The organism is Coleofasciculus chthonoplastes PCC 7420, assembly GCF_000155555.1.
Taxonomy (GTDB): Bacteria; Cyanobacteriota; Cyanobacteriia; order Cyanobacteriales; family Coleofasciculaceae; genus Coleofasciculus; species Coleofasciculus chthonoplastes_A.
The window spans coordinates 20,488-46,680 of sequence record NZ_DS989852.1 but is presented as its reverse complement, the minus strand read 5'-3'; the positions used below and the strand labels follow the sequence as shown (position 1 = coordinate 46,680).

Below are 26,193 nucleotides of genomic sequence, written 5' to 3'. Positions count from 1 at the left end.
TAGTAAACCTCACTTGTTAATTGACTGAACAACCAATACCCCCCCATCTACTCTACTCCGTTACGTGGCGGATGGGGTTCTATATTGCAGCATAGCGATCGCGTGGCTGTTTGGAAATGAATTGTCCGGTTTTGTCGGCTAGATACAGCTCCCATTGCACCTGACTCGAATAGAGATAGGGGTTGACCCTCAATTCCTTCGGGGTCAACAATCACAGGTATTTTATTGTTGGGACTGATGGCGAGAAAGTCTGGCTTGAAGGGATGACAAGCTCCCAGATGTTCCACCGGAGATTTGGGATCGCTATATATTCACGATAAATTTACATTTCAGATTTAATTCAATGTAAAGTTTTTGGTTATTTATTGTTTAAAACTTATTCTTGTTAACTTTTGTTAAGTTTAAGTTTCAATGATTAAAATTTTGCTAGGTTTAACGTGTGAAAAAGAAAAGCTTTACTATAACAACTTTAAAACCCAAGTTAACCAAAAAAGTCTATGTCAGTTAAAGACAGATATGAATAAGCAAATAAAAGAAAAACTCCAACAAGAAATACAGGATCTGGGCGATCGCTTACACCGGGCTGAGGTGGAGTTGCGGGCGCTAAACCTAGACGTAGACGCCTTACCAGATATAGGACTTGGCCCTCCAGCAATCAGGGAGCTCAGACAAGACAATCCATTCCTGCTGCAAGGGATTCTAGAGAACACCACGGATATGATGACGGCGCTGGATTTGAACTGGCGCTATATTGCCTTTAATCAAGCGTATAAAACCGAATTCATTAAGATTTTTGGGCGAGATATTGACATCGGTACAAGTTTGATAGAATCCCTGAGCCATTTACCGAATGGACAAGCAAAGGCACAGGACATTTTGGGACGGGCGCTACGCGGTGAAGAGTTTACAGTCATTCAGGAATTTGGCGATAGTAAGCGCGATCGCAATAAGTACCAATTCACGTTTCACAGTATCCGGGATGACCAAGGAGAGACCCTAGGCACATTACACGTTGTTAAGAATCTGAGCGAGATTGAGCGGCAAACTCAGCAATATCTGCAATATCTCCTCACCTCCAGCCCTGCGGTGATTTTTAGCACCCAGCCTGAGCCGAATTATAAACTGACTTATATCAGTGACAATGTTGTCAATGTTGTGGGTTACACCCCAGAGCAATTTTTGAATGGGTCAGATTTATGGTTAAATCATATCCATTCTGAGGATATTGACTCGATTCTCCAGGAATTACCCCGGAAATTAAATCAGGGAAATTATTCCTTTGAATACCGTTTTATGCACGCCGATGGAACCTATCACTGGCTGTTGGATGAAGGGAGGTTAATTCGAGATGAAACGGGTGAACCGATTGAGGTTGTTGGTTATTTCGTGGATATCAGCGATCGCAAACAAACAGAAAAAGATATAAACCTACAGGCGGTGATTAATCGAAACATCGAAGAAGGTATTTGTTTGGTTAGAGCGAATGACGGCATAATCGTTTATGCTAACCCAAAATTTGAGCAGATGTTTGGTTATGAACCCGGTGAACTAAACAACCAACCTGTGACGATTATTGACTATGAAAATAATCAAATTGGCGTCGAGCCAGTTCGACAGCTAATTACTCAAAAAATTATGGCAAAGGCAAATGCTGAATATACCTGCCAAATTCATAATGTAAAAAAAGATGGAACTCCCTTCTGGGGTAAAGCGATAACGTCTCGTTTTGAGCATCCCGACTATGGCACCGTCATGGTTATTGTTCAACAAGATATTACCGTACAAAAGCAAACTAAAGAGGAACTCCAAGCTTCCCTCAAAGAAAAAGAGGTCTTGCTCAAAGAGATTCATCACCGGGTGAAAAATAATTTGCAAATTGTCAGTAGTCTGCTGCAAATGCAGTCGCGGCGGACTAAATATCAAGACGTAGCGTTGGTTTTGCAAGACAGCCAAAATCGCATTGCCTCGATTGCCCTGGTGCATGAAAAGTTATATCGGTCTGATAATTTAGCTCAGATTGATTTTGCCCAATATGTTCCCGATTTAATTACTCATTTATTTGATTCTTATAGCATCAGTTCCAGTCGAGTTCGCATTTCCTATCAGGTTGAGGATATTGATCTCGCCATTGACACAGCGATTCCCTGTGGCTTAATTTTAAATGAATTGGTGTCTAATACGCTAAAATATGCTTTTCCAGAGGATCAGCAGGGAGAAATAGAGATTAAATTTCAACGAAATCCGGATAATAACTTACTCACCCTGCTTGTCCGGGATGACGGTGTGGGAATCCAAAAATCCTTTGATATCGAAACAACTACTTCATTAGGATTAACCCTGGTTGTAGGCTTAGTCGAGCAGATCGATGGAACCTTAGACCTAAATTGTGACTCCGGAACTGAATTTAGGATTACCTTTAGCAATAAACTCAGAACTTGATAATGTTTAGAATTAAGGATTACCCGATGATGTTTTCAAAACCACCTCCGAACTTAAAAGAAACCAAAAAAATTCTCGTCGTTGAAGATGAGAGAATTATCGCGATTAATCTGAAAGAAAGCTTAGAATCCCTCGGCTATACCGTACCTGCAATCGCAGCGTCGGGAGAACAAGCGATTGCAAAAGCCACTGAGTTCCGTCCCAATTTAGTGTTGATGGATATCTGGCTCAAAGGCAATATTGATGGGATTGAAGCCGCGCAGCAAATCTGGGAGTGCCTGAAAATTCCCACAATTTATGTCACCGGACATTCGGATCAAAGTACGGTAGAACGGGTAAAAATTACGGCTCCCTTTGGCTACATCCTCAAACCCGTTAAAGAACAGGCTCTTTACGTAGCAATTGAAACGGCACTCAAGCGATATGAACGAGAACAATTAATTAGCGCCATTCTCAGAGGGATTGGAGATGGAGTAATTGTTACCGATAAAGAGGGTCAGGTTAAGTTTCTGAATCAGGTGGCGGAATCCTTAACGGGTTGGCAATTGGCTGAAGCCAAAGACCAGAAATTCACCGAAGTCTTTAATATTGTCGATGAACAAACTCGACAGCCTGTTGAGGATGTCCTGAAAAATGTTCTAGAACAAGATACGATTATTTATTTAGAAAAGCAGATTTTATTGCTCCCCAAGCAAGGAAAGCCAATCCCTATTGCCGATAGCCTGGCTCTGATTAAAAATAACGATGGTGCGATCGAGGGTATGGTTTTGGTGTTTCGAGATGCGACACGACAACGTTTAGCCCAAGAACAGAATCGCGCCATGGAACGCGCCCGACAATTAGAGTATGATATTGCTGAACTGCAATGTCTAGATCTGTTCCACGATGAGAGTTTAAGTAAAACGTCATTAGAATTGCCCACGTCTCCGGCAAAGATTAAATTGGCAGTTCGGATTCTGGAAACCATTTTAGATCAACAGAGTTTATTAAGTTCACAAATCCGTTCTAATTCCACAGTGATTGCTCGTTATTGGGGGATTGTCCAGGAGCAGTGTAATCAGAAACTGAAGCTGGTTAACGATTTGCTGGATATCGGTGCGATTGAAACAGAAGTTCATCCCTTACAATTAACATTGATTCAATTCCCCGATTGGATGCCTGAGTTGATTAAACCCTTTGAAGCCTGGGCGCAGTTTCAGCAGCAACGGTTGCATATTGATATTGATCCGAATTTACCCCCCCTGGTTTCAGATCGGTTGAGTTTGACTCGGATGTTGACAGAATTACTAAATAATGCATTTAAATACACGCCAGCCGGGGAGGATATTGGGGTAACAGTGGGGGCTTTGGGAGATGGTAATGTAGAGACGCGCCATGGCGCGTCTCTAAGGTCGGGAGACGGGTTTTGGACTAAAAATTTTACTGTCGAGATTCAGGTGAGTAATTCTGGGGTAGAAATTCCCCTGGATGAACGAGAGAAAATTTTTGAGCCATTCTATCGCATTCCGAGTTCCTATTCCTGGAAACAAGAAGGAACTGGTTTAGGATTAACCGTGACGAAAATGTTAGTGCATCGACTCCAGGGCGAGATTGATGTCACGAGCGATCGCGACGGGACAATCTTCACAATTTTTATACCCAGTTTACAATCCCAAGAGATGGAAGTGGAGCATGATCATGATCAGTGAACAATATTTATCGGAAATTGACACAGCAACAATGGCTCGAATTCTGGTTGTGGAAGATGAGAGAATTATTGCTCTGAACCTAAAGGAAAATTTAGAAGCTTTGGGTTACGGTGTCGTTGGAATTGCCGCCTCTGGGAAAAAAGCTGTCACCAAAGCCGGGGAACTTCATCCCGATTTAGTGCTGATGGATATCTGGTTACAGGGGGACATGGATGGAATTTGGACGGCGCAACAAATTTGGAATAAGTGGCAAATTCCGGTAATTTATTTAACCGGACATTCCGATAAAATTACCTTAAAACGGGCAAAGGTAACGGCACCCTTTGGCTATATCCTCAAACCCGTGAATGAACAGCAATTATCCGTAGCCATTGAAGTTGCCTTGCAGCGCTATAAACGGGACCAATTTTTGAGTGCAGTGCTGTGGGGAATTGACGATGGCGTAATTGTAGTCGATCAAGATTGTCGGATTCAGTGTATGAATCAGGTGGCGGAATTACTAACCGAATGGCAATTTACCGATGCGAAGAATCGGGAGTTGAAGGATGTCTTTCAAATCATTGATGTGCAAACCCAGCAGCCTGTGAATAACTCAGTGACGTTGGCATTCAAAGAAGATAGACTGGTTGATCGTACCGATGATCATGTCCTAATTACCAAGACAGGTCAACAAATCGTGATCGCAGACAGTGCTGCACCGATTCGGGATAACCAGGGGGATCTAGCGGGGGTAGTGTTGGTATTCCAAGATATGCGCGATCGCAAACAAGCTGAAGCCGCGCTACGCCAGCAGTTAGCTCAGGAACAACAACTTAACCAGTTCCAACAGCAATTTATTCACACGGTTTCCCATGAATACCGCACCCCGCTTTCGATTATTCAAGCCTCAACCTTCCTGATCGAAACCGATAGTTCATCGGTTCGCTCAGAGAATAAGCGAGTCAATTGCCAGCGAATTAAACAGGCGGTAAAATATATGGTAGGATTGCTGGAAGATGTATTAACCTTTGGGCAAGCCGAAGCGGGTCAACTGCTCCTTGATCCGATGCCTTTAGATGTAAACCTTTTCTGTCAACAACTCATCGACGAATACCAACTTATTGCCAGTGATCAAGCTAAAATAACCTGGAGCAGTTGCGGCACAAGTCAAACCGCTTATCTGGATCAAAAAATCCTGCAACTGATTGTGAGAAATTTACTCACCAACGCTTTGAAATATTCTCCAGAAAACAGTTCTGTTTATCTAACCCTAACCTGTGAAGATGATCGGCTGACAGTCGAGGTAAAAGATAACGGAATTGGCATTCCACCAGAGGATCAACCTTGTATCTTTGAGCCATTCCGCCGCGCCAGTAATACAGGGACAGTTCGAGGTTCAGGGATGGGGTTAGCCATCGTCAAGAAAGCCGTTGATTTACATGGGGGAACATTGTCAGTGGAAAGTGTTTTGGGTATTGGTACAAGGTTTACAGTGGTTTTACCCTTCCCCGAATAATTAGTCTAGTCATTTGTCATTTGTCGTTTGTCATTTGTCATTTGTCATTTGTCGTTTGTCCTTTGTCCCTTATTCTTTGTCCTTGATTATACTCGCTTCGTTTTTTTCAATGGTTTATTGCCCTAAATAATTCATTTAATTTTCGTTGTGATCATGAAAACATTAGCCAACAACATCTCTGAAAAACTGATAAATATTCTCGTCGTCGAAGATGAGCGAATTATCGCCATCAACCTGAAAGAACAGTTGGAATTATTTGGGCATTGTGTTTGCGCGATCGCGACATCGGGAGAGAAGGCAGTGGAAAGGGCGACAACCCTCCGTCCTAACTTAGTGTTAATGGATATTTTCCTCCAGGGAAATATGGATGGAATTGAAGCAGCACAGGTTATTTGGGAACGTCTTTCAATTCCCGTGATTTATGTCACCGGACATTCTGATCTGAATACATTAGAACGAGTCAAAGTATCGTATCCCTTTGGTTACATTTTAAAACCGATTAAAGAACGGGAATTATTTGTCACGATTGATATTGCCTTACATCGCTATTCCCGCGAACAATTACTAACCACGATTCTCCGCGAAATGGGGGATGGTGTGATTGTCACGGATACTCAATGTCACATTCGCTTTCTCAACGAAGTTGCACAAATGTTTACGGGATGGCAGTTCGTTGAGGCAATTGATCAAGATTTAAGTGAGGTGTTTAAACTTTTTACTCAAAACACAAGGCAATCGGTAAACCTGCCGTTAAGAACAGCGATGGAAAACAATTTTCCCTTTTCAATACCCAAAGATAGTCTCTTGATTTCCAGACAAACTAAAAGGATTCCCATTGGCGGTACTGTAACACCCATTCACGATAAACAAGATAAGGTAATTGGGGCAGTTTTGGTGTTTCAAGATATTAGCAATTCTATTCAGATAGAGGCAGCTAATGTTCAATTAGAACAGGCATTGGCGGAGTTAAAAACAACCCAATTTAAACTGATTCAATCTGAGAAATTATCTAGCCTAGGGCGCATGGCAACAGCATTAATTCAGGAGTTCAATAATCCGATCACCTGGATTTGTGGCAATATTGTTCTAGGTCGATCATATTTCCGCGATCTGATCGACCTGCTGCACCTCTATCAGCAAGCTTGTCCTAAACCTACGTTAGAAATTCAGCAGTTACTAGAACAGATTGATTTAGAGTTTATTGCCCAAGATTGGCAAAAAATGTTTAACTCGATTCATATAGGTGCGGAACGTCTAATGGATGTCACGCTATCGCTGCAAGCGCTGCGGAATTTCTCGACATTGGATGAACTGGATCAAAGGATGATTGACATCCAGGAAATGATTAATTCAACCTTATTACTGGTACAGCATCGGCTCAAGCCCCAAGGGAAAAAGCCAGAGATTCGGGTAATTCAAAACCATGATAATTTGCCTAGTTTAATGGGTTATGCTAGTCAGTTGAATCAGGTGTTTATTCATATATTGAACAATGCTATTGATGCGATAGATATGAAGAAATTACCGGGTATTATTACCATTGACACCAGATTGATCAGTCGCCCGGTTTCACCCCAAGTTGGAGAGGAAGGAGAGGGGGAAATGATCAGAGGAGGAAATGAAGGAGATAGAGAAGGTGAGGAAGAAGTGAATAGTCAAATTCATGTCCTTGAGCGCAGCGCCGGATTAACAGTCAACACATCTCAAAAAACACGAGATGTTGTAATGATTCGCATTACTGATAATGGTTGTGGCATGAGTCAGGAAGTACAACAAGAAATTTTTGACCCATTTTTCACGACCAAATCTGTGGGAACAGCCGTAGGATTAGGGTTATCAGTTAGCTATAAAATTGTGGTGGAGAAACATGGCGGTAAAATCCACTGTCATTCAGTCGAAGGTGAAGGAACAACCTTTGAAATTGAGTTACCTGTGATTCATTAGGTAGAGCGTCATTTGTCATTTGTCATTTGTCATTCGTCATTTGTCATTTGTCATTCGTCATTTGTCATTCGTCATTTGTCATTCGTCATTTGTCATTCGTCATTTGTCATTCGTCATTTGTCATTTGTCAGGGAATAGGGAATAGGTAATAGGGAATAGCACGATTAAAAAAGGGCGGGTTTTGTAGCCAAGTTAGGGAAAACAATCAACAGTAGTCCCTAAACCCGCCCCTACAAATCCGGTTTCCTCGAAGGTCGTGAAGGGTCAATACTTTCCGGAACCAATCTCCCCACACCTCAGTCATCCCTTGACTAGGGAATTTTTTCCCCAGATTGCAGAATTCTATCGATGCTAATGCATGTCTCTGGGAAGCTATCACTCATTCTACTAACTCTGACATTCTCCTTTGTTTTTCCTCACACCTCAAACTCCCTCTTCTGTCCCTTAGTTGCGTGGAGTCGTCATCCAGAACGAGACTTTGGACAAGATGGTACAGATGGTACAGATGGACGTGCGGGGAGACGGGGAAGAGATGGGGAAAATCGGACAATTTTTGTGGATGGTTCTCCAATTAATCTAGAGTTGTCGGGAGGAAATGGTGGTGATGGCAATAATGGACAACGGGGTGAGGATGGAAATTGTTCCCGACAGCCGCGAAAGGTGGATTATGATCTGCAAGCCGCAGATGGGGGCGATGGTGGAAATGGTGGAAATGGTGGAGATGGTGGGGATGGCGGGTCGTTGACAGTTTATTATACGAATCGAGAGGATTTGAAACAAATCTATGTGCGTTCCCAGGGCGGACGTGGAGGACGTTCTGGACGCGGCGCTGATGGGGGTGATGGCTGTGACTGTGATGACCGCAGTTGGGAGATAGAAACCTGTACCAAAAAGTCAGACAATGGTGAAGAAGACTGTGAAACTGAGCGATTCGAGTGTGAAGAGGGTGATGATGGTCGAGATGGTCGAGATGGTCAAGACGGAAAAGACGGAAGCATGGGAACGCTGACATTAATTAATCGTACTGAAGCCTTACCCCCAGACAAACCCACCGCTACGGTTACTCTACCTCAACTGCAAAACGGCGCGATCGCACTCTCTGTGAATCAATGGCAAACTCGTAGTAGTGCAACCGCTTTACTCGCACCTAATTCAATTATTGCCAACCAGTATCGGGAGTTTGTTGGACGCTTAGAACGGTCTTTTGAATTAGTCTGGAATGCAGACCGGGCGATTACCGATTTTTATAATCAACCGATATCCCTGAGTCTTAAATCTGATCAACGCATCGATGTATCTTTGCCCAAAGAAGTCTGGTTTGATGGCACAATGTCACAACAGGGGGATGTGACAAGGTTTGTCGTCACCAATGCGTTACTGGAACGGGAAGCCACCCAGCTTACCCGGGCAGATTTTGCCGGAAATCGTTCAGCGTTAACCTTTAGTGTGGTGGACTTAGCCGGAAAGTCCGACTTGTTAGACACCCAATTCTGGTTAAAATATCGTACTGCCAATTCAGGCGATCGCTTCCGTCGCTTCTATAATTACAGAACCCGGTATGAAGGAATTATTCCGGCGGAACTTGTCACTCGCCATAACAACCGCTACACGCTAGAAATCGGCAAACTCCCCATAGAAGCTGAATACCTACGTCCTGGAGTTGCGATCGAAATTGAGTTAGTGGCTACTCGTTCCTTTGCGGGAAACTCAGCCCAACAGGAAATGAATTGGCGGGGGGAAATTCGATAAGTTTGTAGTCTGGCTCGTTACTAATAAGCTGTTCGGCATTTAAACCATAATGTCAAGAATTGCGAAATCCTTGTAGTGCGTTAAGCGAAGCCATGCCGCAGGCTTTGCATCTTGCTCGCTACCCATTCCCAATTTAAATGCGTGACAGCTTACCCAATTTAATTGCATGACAGCTTATGTACTACGCCACTACTTATAACGGGCTAAAGCCCTTACTACAAACTCCAAACTTCAAACTTCACCAAATTTATGTCTTAGGATTGATGTATGATTGAGAAAAACCATCAATCCTGATAGGGATTCAGTATAATTCGCTTAAGGAGTTCATGACGTCAGATTTCTTACAGGTTACGTTTTTATACAATCAAGTCATAGACTATCTCATCGCCTTGATCATCTTGGTTGTGGGAATTTTTCTGATCAAAATTCTCCGCCAAGTGATTGTAGGACGGCTCAAACGCTGGGCGGCGAAAACGACAACTCAGTTGGATGATTCCCTGATCCAGATGATTGAACGAGCCGTGATTCCTATCCTTTACGTTGGCACGTTTTATGTGGCGATCGCGAATCTCACCTTACATCCAATTCTGGATCAGGTGATTGACGCTTTGACGTTAATTGTTGCCACGATTCTAGGGATTCGCCTCTTGGTTTCCCTGGTGGAATACGGTTTCCGGCTATATTGGCTAACTCGCCGCCAAAGTGAAACGGTGCAACAGGCGCTTGATGCGTTAATTCCGGCGGCTCGAATTGCAATTTGGGCGCTGGGAATTGTCTTTTTGTTAGATAATCTGGGTTTTGATATCTCCGCTGTTGTGGCTGGATTAGGCATTGGCGGTGTGGCGATTGCTTTAGCGTCTCAAGGCTTTCTCCAGGATTTATTCAGCTACTTCTCTATCCTCTTTGACCGTCCCTTTGAATTGGGAGATTTTATCATTGTTGGCGATTTCCTCGGTTCAGTCGAACATATTGGTATTAAAACGACTCGTCTGCGGAGTTTAAGTGGAGAACAACTCATTTTTGCCAACACCGATTTAACCAGTTCGCGGATTCGCAACTATAAGCGGATGCCCAAACGACGGGTAGCATTTAAGTTTGGCGTGCTGTATGAAACGTCTCAAGAAAAGCTCCAGCTCATCCCCGAAATTGTCCAAGGTATTGTGGAAAATCTAGATAATACCACTTTTGACCGAGCGCATTTTAGCGATTATGGGGATTTTAGCTTGAACTTTGAGGTGGTTTATTACGTTTTAAGCAGTGATTACAACCTCTATATGGATATCCAGCAGCAGCTTAATTTACAGCTTAAACAGGAATTTGAAGCGCGTCAGATTGAGTTTGCTTACCCCACCCAAGTCACCTATTTTGGGAATCTCAACACCGGAGAAATTAGCGATTCTTTAAGTGCTTTGGTTGCTGATGGCAAACCCTAAGCCGTTGGTTGGCGTAATATAGCAGAAGGCAGAGGAGGGGGTGAGGGAGTTAGAGGGAGAGGTTTTTATTATGGGTGATTTGCCGGACATGATATTACAGTCATAATTGGACTATGGACAAAAACCTATATTTGTGTAAACAATCCGCAAATATAGGTTTCGGCTTAATTTGGAGGCATATTTCAGTTTCTTACTCCCCATCTTCATCTGAGAACAGCGCCTCTAAATCTCGATAGCCACTAACAACCCGCAAAATCTCAATCCCATTCTCAATTGGTTGATAAAAAATTAAATAATCATCAACAGGAAAGCTTCGCAACGAAGGTAAAAGCTCATCTCGCCTCCGCCCCATGTTCGGAAAACTAGCCAACGTCCGACACTTTTGATTAATCTTCTTAAGTAAACGCTCCGCTGCACCCAAACTACTCTTATCAGCAACATAGTCGATAATACTTTCAATATCTCGACTAGCTGGAACAGTAAATTGGCAAATATTACTCATTCACCCTCTTGAGAACGACGTAAAAGCAGCTTCTGTTCGAGTTGGCTAAAAACCGTCTCACCATCAACCACCTCTCCCCGTTTCGACGCTTCAACTCCAACCATAATTTCCCCCCTCAATTCCTCAAAGCGCCCCTTATAGATACGTTCCCGTTCAGCAAACGCCCTAAGTGCAGCCAGGATAACCTCCTCCGGTGATTTGTATTTCCCGCCCTCTACTTGGCGTTGAAGAAACTGCTCAAGTTCTGGAGTTAAAGACACATTCATTGACTTTACCCTATATCGTGTTAATGATCTTCCTATTCTAGTTCTAGAACTAAAATTCCAAACGCTGCGCCGCCCGTCGTTTCGCCTCCTCCCCCCGGCGGTCATACTTTGCGGTGGTGACCGGACTAGCGCAAGAAGGCAGAAATAACTGAACAGCTAATATCTCCCCCAGCTTCCCCTGCTCCCTCTGCTTCCCCTGCTTCATCGTATCTACGAAGCTGCTCAAGTATTTTTATGCCCGCTGCACTAGCCATCTCGCAAAATCTGTGGTAAAAGTATCCCGTAAAATCGCCTCTCGAATACTTTGGGTAAAGCGAATCAACTCTGTCACATTATGCAGGGAGATTAACATAAAGCCCAAAACTTCCCGCGATCGCACCAGATGACTTAAGTAGGCGCGGCTAAAGTTCTGACAGCAATAACAGGGACAAGTCGAATCCAACGCCGAAAAATCCTCCCGAAACCGAGCATTTTTCAAATTCCAGCGTTCCCCCTGAACCAACGCCGCCCCATGACGACCTAAGCGCGTGGGAATCACACAATCAAATAAATCCACACCTGATGCGATCGCCCGTGCCATTTCTCGATATGTCCCCACCCCCATAAGATAACGCGGCTTATCAATGGGTAAATACGGTGCCGTCGCCGCCACGATGTCATGGATCAAGTCCACCGGTTCCCCCACACTCACCCCACCAATGGCATACCCCGGTAAATCCAAAGACACCAACGACTCAGCCGCCTGACGACGCAAATCCAGATACACACCGCCCTGAACAATACCAAATAAAGCTTGCTGATCCGCACGAGTGTGAGCATTGATACAGCGCTTCAGCCAGCGATCGGTTCTCTCCAAGGACGCCTCAATCTCCGCCCGACTTGCTGGATACGGCGGACATTCATCAAATGCCATAATAATGTCCGCCCCTAGCGCATTTTGGATAGCAATAGACCGTTCTGGGGTGAGATTAATTAACCGTCCATCCCGAGGCGAACGAAAAACCACACCTTCTTCGCTAATTTGTCGCAATTTACTTAAGCTAAAAACTTGAAAGCCGCCCGAATCCGTCAAAATTGGGCGCTGCCAACCCATAAAGTGATGCAGTCCTCCCGCTTGCTGGACAATCGCTTCTCCGGGTTGTAAGTGCAGATGATAGGTATTGGCAAGAATAATTTGGGCTTGTGCTGCTTCTAACTGGGCAGGAGTTAGAGTTTTGACCGTTGCCAAAGTACCCACGGGCATAAACCGGGGCGTTTCAATCAGACCATGGGGACTGTGCAGTAATCCGGCGCGTGCCTTGGTTTGGCTGCACCATGCCTGACATTGAAAGGAAAATGAATTGTATGTTTGAGCCAATGCGGTTAAGGGTTCATGATCGTGCTTTGATTATTGTGGCTCATCATCTCTTTTATGTGCGGATTAGAACGGGCATTCCCCCTCATCATCAATTTGTACATCCCACCGGGCATTGAGTACCTGGGTAACCATGGCTTCCAGGGCTTCGGCGTTGAGGGTTTCCACCGATTGCTCATGTAAAGGGTTGGATAAGGGAATCAGCCTTAGCCGACGGTTATCTTGGACTAAATCGAAATAAGCCTGCTTTTCCGGTGTCTGATGCAGTTGCAAGTAATCAAAACTCTGGACATTGATGTAGATAGCTTGATTCGCAATCAGGGTAGAACGGCGGGAATCGGCAAAGACTTCCAGCACATATCCTTCTCCCTCACTTTGCTTGTTGCTATCGATGGTGTGAATATAGCGGACGCGACCCAAATCAGTGAGTAGGCGTCCCATGTCCTGCTTATTGATAATAATGCCCGTATCAATGATACAAGGAGCGGGAAGTCGGCGTGGAGGTTGATGATAACTCATGGGTAAAGCCTATGATGCATAAGGGGCTGATATTGCCTTGCAAAGAGTATTGGCATTCGTGTAAAACCCGACTGAAAAACCTAATGCTTCGATTTTAGCGACTGCCTAGCTAAAGGCAAGTCAGAAGCTATGACAATCAAGAATCAGAAATTTATCCACGGGCTCGTGCCAGTGGATTATTATCTGAAATACTTGAGTGTTACGGGTATTACAGTAGGGTTACTAAACCATACTATCCCAATATTCACCCGCTATTCATCGGACAATATACGTAAATTTCTGTGTAGTAAACTATGAACCCAAATCCTGAGCCACTCAATATCTCTGTGACACCTGTATCCCCGTGCTTCCGGGCTTACCTGCATCTGTGTCCCTCTAGATTAGATTATTCTCCATGAAGTGGTTTAGAGTGCAATCGATGTGGCAAGCGGTGCAAAAGTCCTGGCAGTCTTGGTTGGGTGCTATCACCTTTTATACTTGTATCCCCATTCCCATGAGTTGGGGGTTAGACTTTGAGCGCATTGCCCGTTGGGCACCTGGGGTTGGGTTATTCATTGGCGTTCTATTAGCTATGCTAGACGCTCTGTTGCAACACTGGGGTATGCCCCACTTGACCCGAAGTGGGATTATCGTGGTGAGTTGGGTAGCACTCACCGGAGGATTGCATCTAGATGGCGTGATGGATACGGCAGATGGCTTAGGGGTACCCGATCCGAAGCGGCGGCTGGAGGTGATGGCAGATAGCGTTACTGGGGCATTTGGGGCGATGGCAGCGATCGCGCTACTCTTACTAAAAATGGCGGCGCTTACGGATATTGAGACCGATCGCTGGTTTGCCTTGATTAGTGTAGCCGGATGGGGGCGCTGGGGACAAGTGGTGGCGATTTCGATGTATCCGTACCTCAAAGCCACAGGGAAAGGCGCATTTCATCAACAAGGGATTCGGGTGCCGATTGATAGTCTGTGGGGGGCATTTTTACTCCTGGGGGTATGTGGCTTACCCCTACTCATGAATATGAATAGAGATAGTCTGGAGTTAGCCGTTATTAGCGCCGGAGGAGGATGTGCGATCGCGCTTTTGACCGGCTTCTGGTTTTACCGCCAGTTGGGAGGACATACGGGGGATACTTATGGGGCGGTGGTGGAATGGACAGAAGCCTTATTGCTCTGTTTACTGACAATATTTTTATGAGCCTGGGAAATCTAAGCTGCTGGCATTCTAAGTTTTTCGGCATTTCAACTTGAATGTCAAGAATTACGAAATCCTTGTAGTGTGAGCATCTTGCTCACTACTTATACCCAATTTAAATGTGTGACTTACGCCGTTGATGTTCCCGGAAATGACTTATACTTAACCCAAAAACCACCCAACACCAACAGTACAATTACAATCGTTCCGATTCCCAGAGGACTAGGAACCCAATACACCACCCCTAGGCGATTAAGTTGACCCGGTATCAGAGTCCACACAAGCTGATGTCCATCGTCGTAAATCTGGGGCGTAATCGTATTATCCCCTAAATCAAGAATGTTTGCCCCCCAAGGAGTCTGCAAACTAAACTGCAAATCCAACAGCGAACCCGGACTAACGATTACACTCCCATTTGCCGAAAGCACGGCTAGCGATCGCAAATCCAGTTCATAGTTTAACTGATTCCGTTGCACCACAAAAAAGCTACGTTGATCCAAACTTAATATCGAGTCAAGACTGGGTAAATCAACAGTTCCCCTATCCTTAGCCTTCCTAGCCGTTGGGTTCACGGGGTTGAAAAATTGGTTGAACTTGGTGGTCAATTCCTGCCCATTACTAAATGGAATTGTGACTACAAGTGTTTGCTGAGAACGGCGCGTCGTTTTTCCGTGGAGTTCCTTAGCACGTCGTTCAATACTTTTGAGCCATTCAGTTGCTTGAGCATTACTAAAACTTCTCAGTTGCTCTCCCAAGCGGATTTGCTGCACAATCGCGCCGTGGTTTTCATCCTTGACGTTCACTAAAACATCATATTTAACGCAGCCAGATAGGAGTAATGACACCAGCAGAACAACCCCAATCATCCGTAGGCGACTGAGAACCGAACGAACGACCAAAAATTTATTTATCAATCCTGGCTTCACCAACTTTACTCCTTTCTCTCTTATCGTATTTTTGCTGTATTCCTGCGAATACCAGTACAGTTATTATAGGATTTAACCCATATTTTAATTCATTCTTTTTATTATTAATAAGGGCGGGTTTTGTTGATAGATTATCGGTGTGGATCACCATTAAACGGCTAAACCCGCCCCTACAATTTACTTTTTACTTTTTACTTTTTACACTCAACTGATCAAATAACAAACAAGGTAGATAAGCACTTCCGCCAACCCATTCTGGTGACGCACCTAAATCAACCAGACGTTTAAACGCCTCAAAAATACTACCCGCTACCATCGTATTCTTAACCCGACCCACGATTTCCCCATTCTTAACTTTGTAACCTAAATCCAGATTCACGGAAAACTCTCCTGCTAGCTGATTCGATTGACCGGCACCCAGCACTTGATCGACAATCAGCCCTTCTTTCATCCCAGCAATTAAATCTGGCATGGCTGTCTTTCCTGGAATCATACACAGATTCACTAAATCGGGTATGGGACGAGATAACCCACTCCGGAAACCATTCCCACTGGGTTGACATCCCCCTCGCGCCGCCCAACGTCGATGCTATAAGCCTGAAGAAAATCTTCCCCCTTAACTAAGTTCCCTGATAGACTAGCACTCAGGATTTGGCGGCTACGTTGTGTCCAAACGTTACTCGTGGTGGCAATTTTCACCGAACTCGAGCGGATATGAAACCCCACATCCACCAATATATCGGGGTTATAAGCATGAACCTGCTCAATTAACTCTTGTCCCACCTCAACCAATTCTTGGGTAGGTGGAGGCTGAAAATCGCTTGTCGGTGTCGTCAGTTGTACATCACTGGCAAACTCAAACTCGACGGGAGCGCCAATTTCAGAAGTTTGTATCGCAGCAGACACTAAGTCATCCAAGCGGCTCAAATCACTAGAACTGGCAAATCCCAGACGTCCATTACAGACAAGTCGCAGCGCTATTCCCTCACGGGCTTTGGTTTGCAGGGATTTTAAACGATTGTTTTCAAAGGTAATCGGTGTATCTTGACTGGACAAATATTGACACTCACCGCCCTATAAGTGCGGTGATTCTTGGGCTGATCTTGCCTTAGTTCGTCCGTTCAACAAGTTGAATAGTTTCCCTTCGGTCTTACAGAGCATACTTGAGCCTTTCAACTCACTCCTCAAGCTTAAATTCCTGTGTGTCCCACAGTATTTCAATGCCTTCACAGGTCTTACATGATTTTAAATGTATCGAGATTTATCGAATTCTCGCTCCAACGTCTCTCACTTTGCAAGATTTAGGATTTCTGCTACCAGGGTTCCGGATACAAGAGATAATCCGCGCTTACCAACTTCGCTTTTTATGTGCGCTTTACCGCTAATGTTATTTTAGTACGAATAAGCAGCATATCAGGATAATTTCGAGATAATCTTAGTGAAAGCCGTCCTAGAAGGTGTTCCTGAGCCTGTCGAAGGACGAGGCTTGTGACCCAAGTTTCCGGTAAACCTCAGCTGCTTCCGCCTGCTGAGTAGCTTGGTTTAAAATCCGCTCCAGCGTTGAATCACTCAATGATAATCTCTCACTTTATGGAGTTGCCTTTCTCTTTTCATATAATATTCATATAATATGAGAGGTTTGGTAGTCAATTCGATTACGCTTTTTTTGGCGGGGCAAGATTTTGAAAAGCTGCAAAGCGACAAGCACGAGGTAAAGCGGATTGATTAAGAGGTAGCGCTTCCAAAGACGAACAGGTTCTTGCATAAATCGATAGAGCCATTCTAAACCGAACGTTTGCATTAAAATTGGAGCTTCGTCAACTTGACCTGCGTGCATATCAAACGCAGCACCGACACAAAGTATCGGACAATCCAATCGATGACTATGAGTAAACGCCCACTCTTCCTGTTTTGGACATCCTAAGCCAACAAAAAGGATACCTGCTCCGGATTGGCGAATGGTTTGGACGTACTCAGCATCTTCCTGTGGAGTTAATGCTCGAAACGGTGGAGAGATTGCACCAGCGATTTTCAAGTTAGGGAATTTTTCAGTCAGCTTGACTTGCAGTTGCTCTAAAATCGCTTCGGTGGAACCATAGAGAAAAATACTCACGCCTTCAGCCGCTGCTCGTTCGCACACCCTTAACATAAGTTCAGGTCCCCGGACGCGATCGCGCAGATATTTTTCTCCCGATTTGCGAAACAGATTCAGCGCCCAGCGTACAGGTTGACCGTCTGGGGTGACTACCGTAAAATTATTCAGGCGATAGCCATGACCTTGGGGGTCAAGATAACCACGCATCATGCTATGGACATCCGTTGCCGCTACTGTACACGATTGATGCCGTTTAGCGTTTTGAATAATCAGATCGGTACATTCCTCATAGCTTGTCCGATGAACACCAATTCCGATGACACTGGTTTGACTGGGAGACACTGGTAACGTTTGAGTATTCATTCCTATTTCCTCATAGCTGCCCAAACTGGGTTTCGCATTTTTATCGCCCGAAGTCCCAAAACCCCGTTTCTGTAGACCTGGAGTGAGCCAGACGCACGGTCAAAGACTTTTGGGTTTAGCCTTATCTCGATAAGTCTGGGGAGTTAGGTGTGAAACTATTTTGGGTTGGAGACTAAAATCCTTTATGGGAAGCAATTTACTTTTAATTGCTCAGCTATGTCAATGGTTATACATAGATTGAAATGTAAATCCATTAATTGCTCAATATTAGTTAAATAATCTTTACGAATTTATGTGAACTTTTAAACGGGAGAGGCATTTTCCTTGTCACCTGTAATCCGGGCATGTAAGATTAACCAGGAAACTTGCCAGGACGAAATTGCGATGTCTAAGAGCCACAGAAAAACTCAACCCAGTCGCCTTCCCTCATTTGTCCTAATCATCGCCACCGCGATTCTAGTCATAGCCACCCGCCTGCTAGCGCCTCAGGATGCTGTGACATCAACGGTAAGTACGTATGATCTATCCCAAGAACAACTGGAGTACGAGGTCGAATGGCAGGCACCTAGCGGAACAACTGGGAAATACAACTTCGATCACTACAGATCGGCGATTTCAACATTCAACGGGTTTACCTACGCCATTTGGACGGACAACGACAATCGACCCAGAGTGGCAAAAATCAAAGACGGAGAAGCGCAAGTAGAATTCTTAGTCAAAAATCCCAATTATCATCAGCGTGAGGATGGACACAACAAGTTTTCCCTGGGAATCGACAAGGATGGCTACATTCATGTCGCCGGCGACATGCATCACTTCCCTAAAGACAACATAGATCATCTTTCGGAACCCTACAAAAGCGCTGACTGCATGTATTGGGTATCTGAAAAACCAGAAGACATCACTAAGTTCGTATTTCTGGGCAAGGATCAAAAACGGGTAATTCCAGGTCTTGGTTTTTCGTCTTACTCTTTCGACACCGACAACAATGGTGAACTCTACTTTGTCGCACGGCAATGGGCGAGAACGGATTCCCATTGGACGCCAGGTAAAATCAGTGTAGGTATAGCACGCTACAATACCCAGACCAAATTTTGGAAAGCGCTCGGCGGTGTAGCACCTGTTCCCAATAATGACGGCAATAAAGTCCTTTTCTGGGAGGACAATGGAGTAGACGGCACTGCCTATCAGGGTCTGACAACCGATATCTGGTTCGACAAGAACAACCAGCTTCACTTTACGGCGAGCATTAACAATGACAACTCCTATAATGCGAGTTTACCCAGTAGTGCCACCCATGTCGTTTACGCTTACTCTGATGATGGGGGTGAGACGTGGAGGAAGGCTGACGGAAGCCAAATCTCCTCACTCCCCTTGCGCGTTTCAACCGCCAATATTGCCCACCAACGGCATTGGTTCGCCAATGAGACCGGCGTCGGAGTGACAGAAGCAGGCTCCCCAATCGTCTCATGGCGTAACATTGACAAAGGCGATAAGAACAAACAATCCCAGTGGAGAATTTTCAATGGCGAGTGGTTACCCATAGTGGATATGCCGATGACCTGCCGAGGAGCGAAAGCAGTAGTGGACAAGTGGGATGTAATCACTACCTTTTGCGGTGATGACATCAGACGTATGATTGGGTACGACCAAGAGCCAAAAGAGTATACAGTACCCGCGTCTCTACACTCAGTTGACCGTCGATGGCTACGTCAGACGGGTCAACTGAGGTTCGTAGCTGACATCTCTGACAATTTTGCTATTGTGAATTTAAACATTACACCCCCCCAACAACTGAAACTATCAGAATTAGAGGTTAATAAGTTTCCGTGATAGTTTAAACTTGTGGTGGGGGTTTGGGGGAGGCTAAAAATCTCCCACTCTAACGCTCTATTGTCACTCTGGGAAAAGAACTATCAAAGCTGATTGCTGAAAGCTATGGCTGCCAAGCATTTGGGCGATCAGAAACGGATAGAAACTCATGCCTGAGGGGGAAACTGTAAAACTCCCTCAGAGTAAGGTTTTCAGGCTTCGCTATTCCGAAAGTGACACAAGAGCGCTGATCTCTGACTGAGCGTCGGGAGACTAAGGACTTAGGACTACCCTAGATCTATTGGGAGACTGGTGTAATTCACGCAAGTATCCAGGGGACTCATGTTCGTTAGCATCAGAATCTATCATCCCCACCAATATAGCGTTTACATTTGGGATGTAAAACTAAGACGTTCGACTTTTACGCTCTGGTATGAGCTGTAATCCCTGACAGATCAGCATTCCAAGTCAGATTTTCTAACCTGAAAAACTCTGAGGCATTTTTATGTCTCATGTAAAAATGCTATACTCCGTTTCACGGATATCATCGGCAACAAAATGCGCTTGCCCAAGAAGCCAAAAAACAATTTTATAGACTCACGACAGTTCTCTATCAGGTATTGCCAACTACCATTTTGCTTATGAATAAGTCTAAAGATTTTCAGGAAAAAAGTTATCAAAGCCATGAGACTCATTTTAATGACTATGCCTCAGGCAGTTCTAAATCTAACCATGCCAAAAGTTGGTTGAGAGATGACACCGTTGATGCATGGCGTCACCAGAGAATGAGGCTGCATTTGATGCCTTTAATTAATGAGTTTCCTCAATCGAGTTGGCTTACAGTTGGAGATGGCAGGTATGGTACAGATGCACATTTTTTAAAAAAAAATGGTATAAAAGCTCTAGCGACAGATATCAGTGATGTTCTGCTAAAAGAAGGAAAAGAGCTTGGGTTTATTGATGATTTTTCTAAAGAAAATGCTGAAAAACTTTCTTTTGAAGACAATCAGTTTGACTTTGTTTATTGCAAAGAAGCCTATCATCATTTTCCCAGACCCATGATTGCCTTGTATGAGATGATTCGTGTAGCTAAAAAAGGGGTTATTTTGACTGAACCCAAGGATGCTACTATTGGGGGAAGTTTGATTTATATTTTTTTACGTAACTTGAAAGATTTAGTGTCCGGTATTCTGGGTAAGGACATTTCTCGACATAGCTTTGAAGAGAGTGGAAACTACGTGTATAGCATATCAGAACGAGAAATTCAAAAAGCGGCTTTAGGGATTAATCTGGGATTTTTAGCATTTAAAGTATTGCATGATTCTTACCAAAAAGGCGTTGAATATGAAAAGGCAGTCAGTGATAATCAAGTATTTAAAAAAGTCAAGCGGAAAATAGCTCTATCTGATTTACGTTCTTATCTTGGTCTGAGCAATGGTGGACTATTAACAGCTATGATTTTTAAAACTCCACCTAGTCAAAAATTGCAGAGTAATCTGAAAACAGCAGGATTTAAAGTCGTTGAGCTTCCTAAAAACCCCTATTTATAAATGTTCCTTCTCCGACCAGGATCGACTACCTGAAGGCAAACAAAGAGGGAGCATCCCGTTTTGGACAAAGCATTATCTCAACTAACGCAATTGCAAAGGTTTCAGTCCCATTCAAAGAGGCAACGTGCCAAATTGGGATGCTCCCAACAAAGAGCGATCGTGTGACTCGCCCCAAAATGGTCTGACTGTGGTTGGGCGCTGAATGTGGCATAAACAGAGAGTATGCTACGGAATTGATATTATCTGTCAATAGCTCTCCATCTTGGAGGAGATCACAACTCCTGAAAGCTTGATTGGTAATGGTTTATGCTTGCTTATTACCCAGTCATATCCGGAGGGGAGTTATCTTCATGATGTGATGATTTGGTGATCCAGAAGCTTTGGTCAAATTATTGTGAAGCTTGTGTGAAGATACGCAATGCTTTTGATAAAGATTCTATGAAGAATCTATTTTGGGGTAGACAGTTGTTTATTAAATTCAGTATTTTTACTACAGACAGAAAAAATATGCACAGGGTTTAGTCCAACTCGGAGATATTTAACAAGTCCCTCGACTTGAGACATGATTTAAGACAACTCTGTGACACTGTTTAATGCACATCATTGTTCATGGGTTATGAGGAGTAACCCAAACTTTATGATGCACTAATACCGTGAAACCCTGTGTAAAATTTCCTGACCTAGAGTTCACGTTAAATTTCATGTCCTAGGCAAGGAAAAGATTTAAGTTGGCAAAAAACGGGTGCATGCTATAGAAATTATGACTACTATTGCGGTTACAAGCGCTGCTGACAGTGGGGCGGGTTCTCTGAGAGCTGCGATCTCACAAGCCCAAGCAGGGGATACGATTCAATTTGACTCCAGTCTGGCGAACAAAATGATTACCCTCACCACAGGTTCGCTAGAGGTTGATGAACATCTAACCATTGATGGGGAAAACGCTCCAGGTTTAACGATTAGTGGGAATAATCAATATCGGGTTATTGATGTTGTAAATGACTCAGACTTTACGCTGAAAAATCTGATTATTGCCAATGGCAAAACTCAGAATGTTGGGAAAGACGGTGCTGGAGCAGGACTTCGCACCGCCAGTCGCAGTACACTTACCGTAGTCAATAGTGTATTTGAAAACAACCACGCGAACGGTGAAGGTGGTGGTGCAATTTTTGCTGGTTTTCGCGGTATTAGTACTATAGTTAATTCAAAATTTACAGGTAATAGTACTTCAGCAAATAACCAATCGGGTAAAAGTGAGCGGGGTGGCGGTGCAATTTCCGTTGGGGGTTCAGGCGTTCTCACTGTCATTGATAGTGAATTTAATAACAACACAGGAAGGAACGGTGGAGCGATCAATATCCTCTGGACTAATCTAAAAGTAGAAAACTCCACCTTTACTGAAAATAGTTCAATAGATGCTGGGGGGGCAATCTTCACGGATGGAGCCTCAGAAAAGATCAACGATGAGGTGCCGATTGGTGGTAAGATTGAGATTTTAAATAGTCGCTTTGAGAAAAATAAAGGTGTTGGACAAGGGGGATCACTATTTCTATATGTTTATGGCTCTGACGAAGTAATTGTTGAGAATAGCACAATTATTAACAATCAGGTTGTAGAAAATGCCAAAGGAGATAGTCTCGGTGGAGGGCTACGCCATGGTAATGGCAAGTTGACAATTCGCCATACCACCTTTGCCTATAATCAGTCAGACAGTCAAGGTGGTGCTTTATGGATTGGAGAAGTTTCACCTGTTACGATTGACAACAGTATTTTCTACGGGAATCGAGCTGAAAAAACAGATGGTCAGGGGGGTTTAGGTGGTGCAATTACTTTTGGTAATGGCTCGAATCCCACTAACATAACAAATACAACCGTTGCGAATAATTATGCTGGCTTTATGGGGGGAGCATTCTGGGGAGGTGGAGACAATGTGACGCTCAAAAACACCCTAGCTGCTGATAACTTGGCTAATAATGGAGGTAAGGATTGGAATATTAACCATCATACAGGTACGGTATTTAGTGATGGCGGTGGCAATTTTCAATCAAACGATCCTAATCCTGAGGACAGAAAGATCACAGAAAATGCAGTTCTGCTCGACCCTGATTTAGAACCCTTTACCGACAATGAGGGTGCGGTGCAAACAGCTCCCAGAGCTCGCCATCCAGAGGTGACAGGGGGATCGGTTCTCAGTGTTTCTCGAAGCACTTTTCCGAATGCACCTAGCGACTTGATGGTTACAGCGATTTCAGCCACCCAAACGGAACTGACGTGGACGGATAATAGTGATGACGAGACAGGATTTAAGATAGAGCGATCGCGCGACCAACAGAATTGGACGGTAGTAGCGACTACGGCGGCTGATGCTACCCGTTACCGGGATACTGACTTAACGTCGAACACGCCATATTACTATCGCCTGAGGGCAATCAACGACATTGGTGATTCCTCTGCTATTTCCGCCCAGGTAACCACGGATAGTATAACGCCCCCTGTACCCAGCCCTTCACTTATCCAGGAACCCGCGCTGAGTCGTACATCTGAGGATGTTTTCCTGGTTGAAGGGGACTCGGATGAGGTTCAACTTCAATTTGATTTAACCGCAACTGACACGGATTCGGTAAATGAAATTGGGATTTTTTGGGTGGATGATCAGTCCGGTAGTATTAACGGTATCGCTCCGGGTGAAGTCGGGTATCTGGAAGCCGCCCTCAACCAATCCCAAGTTATTTTCTCAGTACTTCCTGGTAATCCGTTTCCCGATTTAAGCGTTACTCGTCAATTTGGGGTAAATGGGGGTCAGGAATTTGGGTTTTACCTGGTCACAAATAGTACCACGGATACAGTAAGGGCTGAGTTAGCGGCGGGAGGTACTCCAGATAATGTATTGTTTGGCTTGACCTCTGCTAATGGGGATCAGTTTGACCCTGTACAGGTATCCGAACTGGGTGATAACCACTATAACTTGGCGTGGGAAGATGGGGAAGATGGAGACTTTAAGGACTTAGTGTTCACGGTTCAACTCACACAGACTCAGCCAGTAGTCGGAACTCAGTTACAAGGAGGACAAGAAGGAGAAATCATTGATTTGCGGGATCAGGTAACGGGTATGATTCCGGCTGTGTTTGGTGTCAATAGTGACGCGGACTATGATAATAGCTTTGGATTTTATGTCATTGATGACTTGGATGGTCGGATTGGGGATCTGCTACCTGGTGACCCCGGTTATGCCGAGGCGGCGGTTAGTCAGCGGTTGGACACCGAGGCTGGACTCCCGGCTGGGATGTTAGTTGCTCCCTTTATTATCGCTGATGGCACAGCCGAGGAATTTTTGGCAGAGAATCCCCATAATCAGAGTGGTCAAGAGGTGATGGCTTATTTTACCTTTATGGTGGCTAACCCGGATGGGAAAGATCATGTCCGCCTGCTAGGGGATAATACCTTTGGGTTTGAGGATCAGTGGGCTGGAGGCGATAATGACTTTAATGATATGGTTGTTGAGGTAAATTTTGTTTAAACTTACCGACAGATATAGCATTACCAAGACAGGTTAGGACATTTTCTACTGTTCCCTGTTACCCGTTCCCTGTTGGGATTAACTGATGTCCTAACGTATCCTCATAGTGCTATATTCTGAACAATTTAGTTGAACATGTTTGGTTTTTTGGTATCCAGTCTAGAACTGCCTGCGTGGTTCAGCGCTAACCGAGTTGTCATTAAGACATAAAAAATCCAATGTGTAGTTATTCGACTAATATAAACCTCTGTAACTGCTATAATTATTATCCAGGTAAAAATTAGTAATGAAAGCTCTGATTCCGGCGCTTTATTGCGAGTCAAATGCAAAATTCCATAATAAATATTTACAATAAATGAATGTACAAATAAGGCTAATCCTATCCAACCGACTTCTAATCTAATTTCCCAAAAACCATTGTGACTATGGCCAACCATGTGATCATTTACTCTGACTAAGTAAGCTGGGTTATCAATACCTCGCCAAGGTTGCCAAAAGCCATCATAGCCATAGCCAAACCAAGGTCGTTTATTGACTTTTGCTACACTTTCCCATATGTAAGTTCGTCCCGTAAACGTCATATCTTTACCTAGTTTTTCTACAATAATATATTCTGCATTTGTCGTTATCAAAATCACAAAAGAAATACCGACAGCTAGAAATAATGCCATAGAGGAAAATGCTAAGCGCGGCGGTAACTTTCTAATAAAACGGAGAAATATTAACAAAGCAATTAAAACAATTAATACAACCTTAGCCATCCCTCCATGGGACTGCTGAACCAAAAAAACACCTAATGCTGCCAAGCTAAGAAATAGCAGCCTATACTTAGGAACACGAACGGATTGGAGATACAACACCACTGCTGCTAAAGCCATTGTCCCACCAAAAAAGTTTTTGTGGCTATAAATTCCAGTCCAATCAGTGCTACTTGTCCCAAAGAAGAGACTAAGGAGAACATTAACGCTATGATACCACACTAACAAAATAAAAATTTCTTTCATTGTATATTCTTGACCCACATAAATAAATACTAGGGTTACGGCAATGAAAACAAGGGTAGCTTTCAGTGTATGCATTGGCGTTTCTGAAGTTAAAGAAACAACAAGCATTAAGATTAAGTAAAAACCAAAAGAAGGTACTTGAAGCAACACAATCAATAAACTATTTACAAAATATTTTATTCTGACATGGATTCGGGAATAAATTAATAAAAAAAAACAAATAAAAGCTAATATTTATCAATAAATAGGGAAGAGTTAATTCAGGAGTATAAAGCTGTGATGGATGGAATCGAGTCGTAAAAGCAATATAAGAAATGTTCATGCCACTGATAATTAAAACAGATAAAACGA

The 26,193-nt window shown here is 43.9% G+C and carries 19 protein-coding genes and 1 pseudogene; 10 read left to right on the top strand and 10 right to left on the bottom strand.

All coding sequences use genetic code 11. From position 1 onward, the window contains the following. Positions 1-47 precede the first annotated feature (47 nt). Positions 48-287: a hypothetical protein gene (locus MC7420_RS41560; protein ID WP_006101882.1), complete on the bottom strand. Its 240-nt coding sequence runs from the start codon at positions 285-287 to the stop codon at positions 48-50. Between the two features lie 229 nt (positions 288-516). Between MC7420_RS41560 and MC7420_RS35330 the strand changes: the two genes are divergently transcribed. The 6 genes from MC7420_RS35330 to MC7420_RS17200 all read left to right on the top strand — a co-directional run bounded on the left by MC7420_RS35330 (position 517) and on the right by MC7420_RS17200 (position 10,748). Then, positions 517-2,439: a PAS domain-containing sensor histidine kinase gene (locus MC7420_RS35330; RefSeq protein WP_198016482.1), complete on the top strand. Its 1,923-nt coding sequence runs from the start codon at positions 517-519 to the stop codon at positions 2,437-2,439. Between the two features lie 26 nt (positions 2,440-2,465). Then, complete coding sequence (locus tag MC7420_RS17220) at positions 2,466-4,127, top strand: hybrid sensor histidine kinase/response regulator (RefSeq protein ID WP_044207951.1); 1,662 nt, start codon at positions 2,466-2,468, stop codon at positions 4,125-4,127. Next, on the top strand, positions 4,117-5,622 hold the full coding sequence (locus MC7420_RS17215; protein ID WP_006101947.1) for a hybrid sensor histidine kinase/response regulator: 1,506 nt from the start codon (positions 4,117-4,119) through the stop codon (positions 5,620-5,622). The genes MC7420_RS17220 and MC7420_RS17215 overlap by 11 nt, the downstream gene beginning before the upstream one ends. Positions 5,623-5,775: 153 nt before the next feature. Next, positions 5,776-7,566, top strand: a complete 1,791-nt coding sequence (locus MC7420_RS35325; RefSeq protein ID WP_006102019.1) for an ATP-binding protein — start codon at positions 5,776-5,778, stop codon at positions 7,564-7,566. 348 nt (positions 7,567-7,914) lie between these two features. After that, entirely contained in the window at positions 7,915-9,315 is a 1,401-nt protein-coding gene (locus MC7420_RS17205; RefSeq protein WP_006101922.1) for a hypothetical protein, read from the top strand. A 326-nt stretch (positions 9,316-9,641) separates the two neighbouring features. Further along, a complete protein-coding gene (locus MC7420_RS17200; protein ID WP_006102071.1) occupies positions 9,642-10,748 on the top strand; it encodes a mechanosensitive ion channel family protein in 1,107 nt (368 codons plus the stop codon). A 190-nt stretch (positions 10,749-10,938) separates the two neighbouring features. Here the strand turns inward: MC7420_RS17200 and MC7420_RS17195 are convergent, their stop codons facing one another. From MC7420_RS17195 to MC7420_RS17180, 5 genes are all read right to left on the bottom strand, one after another. Further along, complete coding sequence (locus MC7420_RS17195) at positions 10,939-11,250, bottom strand: type II toxin-antitoxin system RelE/ParE family toxin (RefSeq protein ID WP_006101986.1); 312 nt, start codon at positions 11,248-11,250, stop codon at positions 10,939-10,941. Beyond that, positions 11,247-11,516 (bottom strand): type II toxin-antitoxin system ParD family antitoxin, encoded by a 270-nt coding sequence (locus tag MC7420_RS17190; RefSeq protein WP_006101934.1) that lies wholly within the window; start codon positions 11,514-11,516, stop codon positions 11,247-11,249. The genes MC7420_RS17195 and MC7420_RS17190 overlap by 4 nt, the downstream gene beginning before the upstream one ends. 125 nt (positions 11,517-11,641) lie before the next feature. Next, the gene (locus MC7420_RS43375; protein ID WP_269546300.1) at positions 11,642-11,770 is read right to left on the bottom strand and encodes a hypothetical protein; all 129 of its coding nucleotides are present in this window, start codon (positions 11,768-11,770) and stop codon (positions 11,642-11,644) included. After that, a complete protein-coding gene (tgt, locus tag MC7420_RS17185) occupies positions 11,749-12,873 on the bottom strand; it encodes a tRNA guanosine(34) transglycosylase Tgt (protein ID WP_006101928.1) in 1,125 nt (374 codons plus the stop codon). The genes MC7420_RS43375 and tgt overlap by 22 nt, the downstream gene beginning before the upstream one ends. Positions 12,874-12,936: 63 nt before the next feature. Next, positions 12,937-13,389 carry a hypothetical protein gene (locus MC7420_RS17180; RefSeq protein WP_006102097.1) on the bottom strand — a complete coding sequence of 151 codons (453 nt, stop codon included), beginning with the start codon at positions 13,387-13,389 and terminating at the stop codon, positions 12,937-12,939. Between the two features lie 394 nt (positions 13,390-13,783). Between MC7420_RS17180 and cobS the strand changes: the two genes are divergently transcribed. Next, positions 13,784-14,581, top strand: coding sequence for an adenosylcobinamide-GDP ribazoletransferase (cobS, locus tag MC7420_RS17175; RefSeq protein WP_071777229.1), 798 nt, complete (start codon positions 13,784-13,786; stop codon positions 14,579-14,581). A 125-nt stretch (positions 14,582-14,706) separates the two neighbouring features. Here the strand turns inward: cobS and MC7420_RS17170 are convergent, their stop codons facing one another. The 3 genes and pseudogenes from MC7420_RS17170 to MC7420_RS17160 form a co-directional block, all read right to left on the bottom strand. After that, on the bottom strand, positions 14,707-15,504 hold the full coding sequence (locus MC7420_RS17170; RefSeq protein WP_198016481.1) for a DUF3153 domain-containing protein: 798 nt from the start codon (positions 15,502-15,504) through the stop codon (positions 14,707-14,709). 184 nt (positions 15,505-15,688) lie between these two features. Next, positions 15,689-16,572 (bottom strand): annotated as a pseudogene (locus MC7420_RS43850) (metallopeptidase TldD-related protein); the annotation flags it as partial. A 553-nt stretch (positions 16,573-17,125) separates the two neighbouring features. Further along, entirely contained in the window at positions 17,126-17,962 is an 837-nt protein-coding gene (locus tag MC7420_RS17160) for a WecB/TagA/CpsF family glycosyltransferase (RefSeq protein ID WP_006102032.1), read from the bottom strand. A 384-nt stretch (positions 17,963-18,346) separates the two neighbouring features. Here MC7420_RS17160 and MC7420_RS17155 point away from each other — a divergent pair, with 384 nt between their 5' ends. The 3 genes from MC7420_RS17155 to MC7420_RS35310 all read left to right on the top strand — a co-directional run bounded on the left by MC7420_RS17155 (position 18,347) and on the right by MC7420_RS35310 (position 24,838). After that, complete coding sequence (locus tag MC7420_RS17155) at positions 18,347-19,795, top strand: BNR-4 repeat-containing protein (protein WP_006102060.1); 1,449 nt, start codon at positions 18,347-18,349, stop codon at positions 19,793-19,795. A 620-nt stretch (positions 19,796-20,415) separates the two neighbouring features. Beyond that, positions 20,416-21,324: a class I SAM-dependent methyltransferase gene (locus tag MC7420_RS17150; protein WP_006102050.1), complete on the top strand. Its 909-nt coding sequence runs from the start codon at positions 20,416-20,418 to the stop codon at positions 21,322-21,324. 760 nt (positions 21,325-22,084) lie between these two features. Continuing rightward, positions 22,085-24,838 (top strand): DUF4114 domain-containing protein, encoded by a 2,754-nt coding sequence (locus MC7420_RS35310; protein ID WP_052307492.1) that lies wholly within the window; start codon positions 22,085-22,087, stop codon positions 24,836-24,838. A 125-nt stretch (positions 24,839-24,963) separates the two neighbouring features. On the opposite strand, the gene MC7420_RS17140 is transcribed toward MC7420_RS35310, so the two are convergent. Beyond that, positions 24,964-25,992 (bottom strand): O-antigen ligase family protein, encoded by a 1,029-nt coding sequence (locus MC7420_RS17140; RefSeq protein WP_157453205.1) that lies wholly within the window; start codon positions 25,990-25,992, stop codon positions 24,964-24,966. Positions 25,993-26,193 lie beyond the last annotated feature (201 nt).

What these genes read in the sequence shown, in the direction of transcription:
- MC7420_RS17205 (WP_006101922.1), top strand. Translation starts at nt 7,915, where the DNA reads ATGCTAATGCATGTCTCTGGGAAGCTATCACTCATTCTACTAACTCTG.
- MC7420_RS17150 (WP_006102050.1), top strand. Translation starts at nt 20,416, where the DNA reads ATGAATAAGTCTAAAGATTTTCAGGAAAAAAGTTATCAAAGCCATGAG.
- MC7420_RS17195 (WP_006101986.1), bottom strand. Translation starts at nt 11,250, where the DNA reads ATGAGTAATATTTGCCAATTTACTGTTCCAGCTAGTCGAGATATTGAA.
- MC7420_RS17220 (WP_044207951.1), top strand. Translation starts at nt 2,466, where the DNA reads ATGATGTTTTCAAAACCACCTCCGAACTTAAAAGAAACCAAAAAAATT.
- MC7420_RS17155 (WP_006102060.1), top strand. Translation starts at nt 18,347, where the DNA reads ATGTCTAAGAGCCACAGAAAAACTCAACCCAGTCGCCTTCCCTCATTT.
- MC7420_RS43375 (WP_269546300.1), bottom strand. Translation starts at nt 11,770, where the DNA reads ATGGCTAGTGCAGCGGGCATAAAAATACTTGAGCAGCTTCGTAGATAC.
- cobS (WP_071777229.1), top strand. Translation starts at nt 13,784, where the DNA reads ATGAAGTGGTTTAGAGTGCAATCGATGTGGCAAGCGGTGCAAAAGTCC.
- MC7420_RS35325 (WP_006102019.1), top strand. Translation starts at nt 5,776, where the DNA reads ATGAAAACATTAGCCAACAACATCTCTGAAAAACTGATAAATATTCTC.
- MC7420_RS35330 (WP_198016482.1), top strand. Translation starts at nt 517, where the DNA reads ATGAATAAGCAAATAAAAGAAAAACTCCAACAAGAAATACAGGATCTG.
- MC7420_RS17160 (WP_006102032.1), bottom strand. Translation starts at nt 17,962, where the DNA reads ATGAATACTCAAACGTTACCAGTGTCTCCCAGTCAAACCAGTGTCATC.
- MC7420_RS35310 (WP_052307492.1), top strand. Translation starts at nt 22,085, where the DNA reads ATGACTACTATTGCGGTTACAAGCGCTGCTGACAGTGGGGCGGGTTCT.
- MC7420_RS17180 (WP_006102097.1), bottom strand. Translation starts at nt 13,389, where the DNA reads ATGAGTTATCATCAACCTCCACGCCGACTTCCCGCTCCTTGTATCATT.
- MC7420_RS17200 (WP_006102071.1), top strand. Translation starts at nt 9,642, where the DNA reads ATGACGTCAGATTTCTTACAGGTTACGTTTTTATACAATCAAGTCATA.
- MC7420_RS17215 (WP_006101947.1), top strand. Translation starts at nt 4,117, where the DNA reads ATGATCAGTGAACAATATTTATCGGAAATTGACACAGCAACAATGGCT.
- MC7420_RS17190 (WP_006101934.1), bottom strand. Translation starts at nt 11,516, where the DNA reads ATGAATGTGTCTTTAACTCCAGAACTTGAGCAGTTTCTTCAACGCCAA.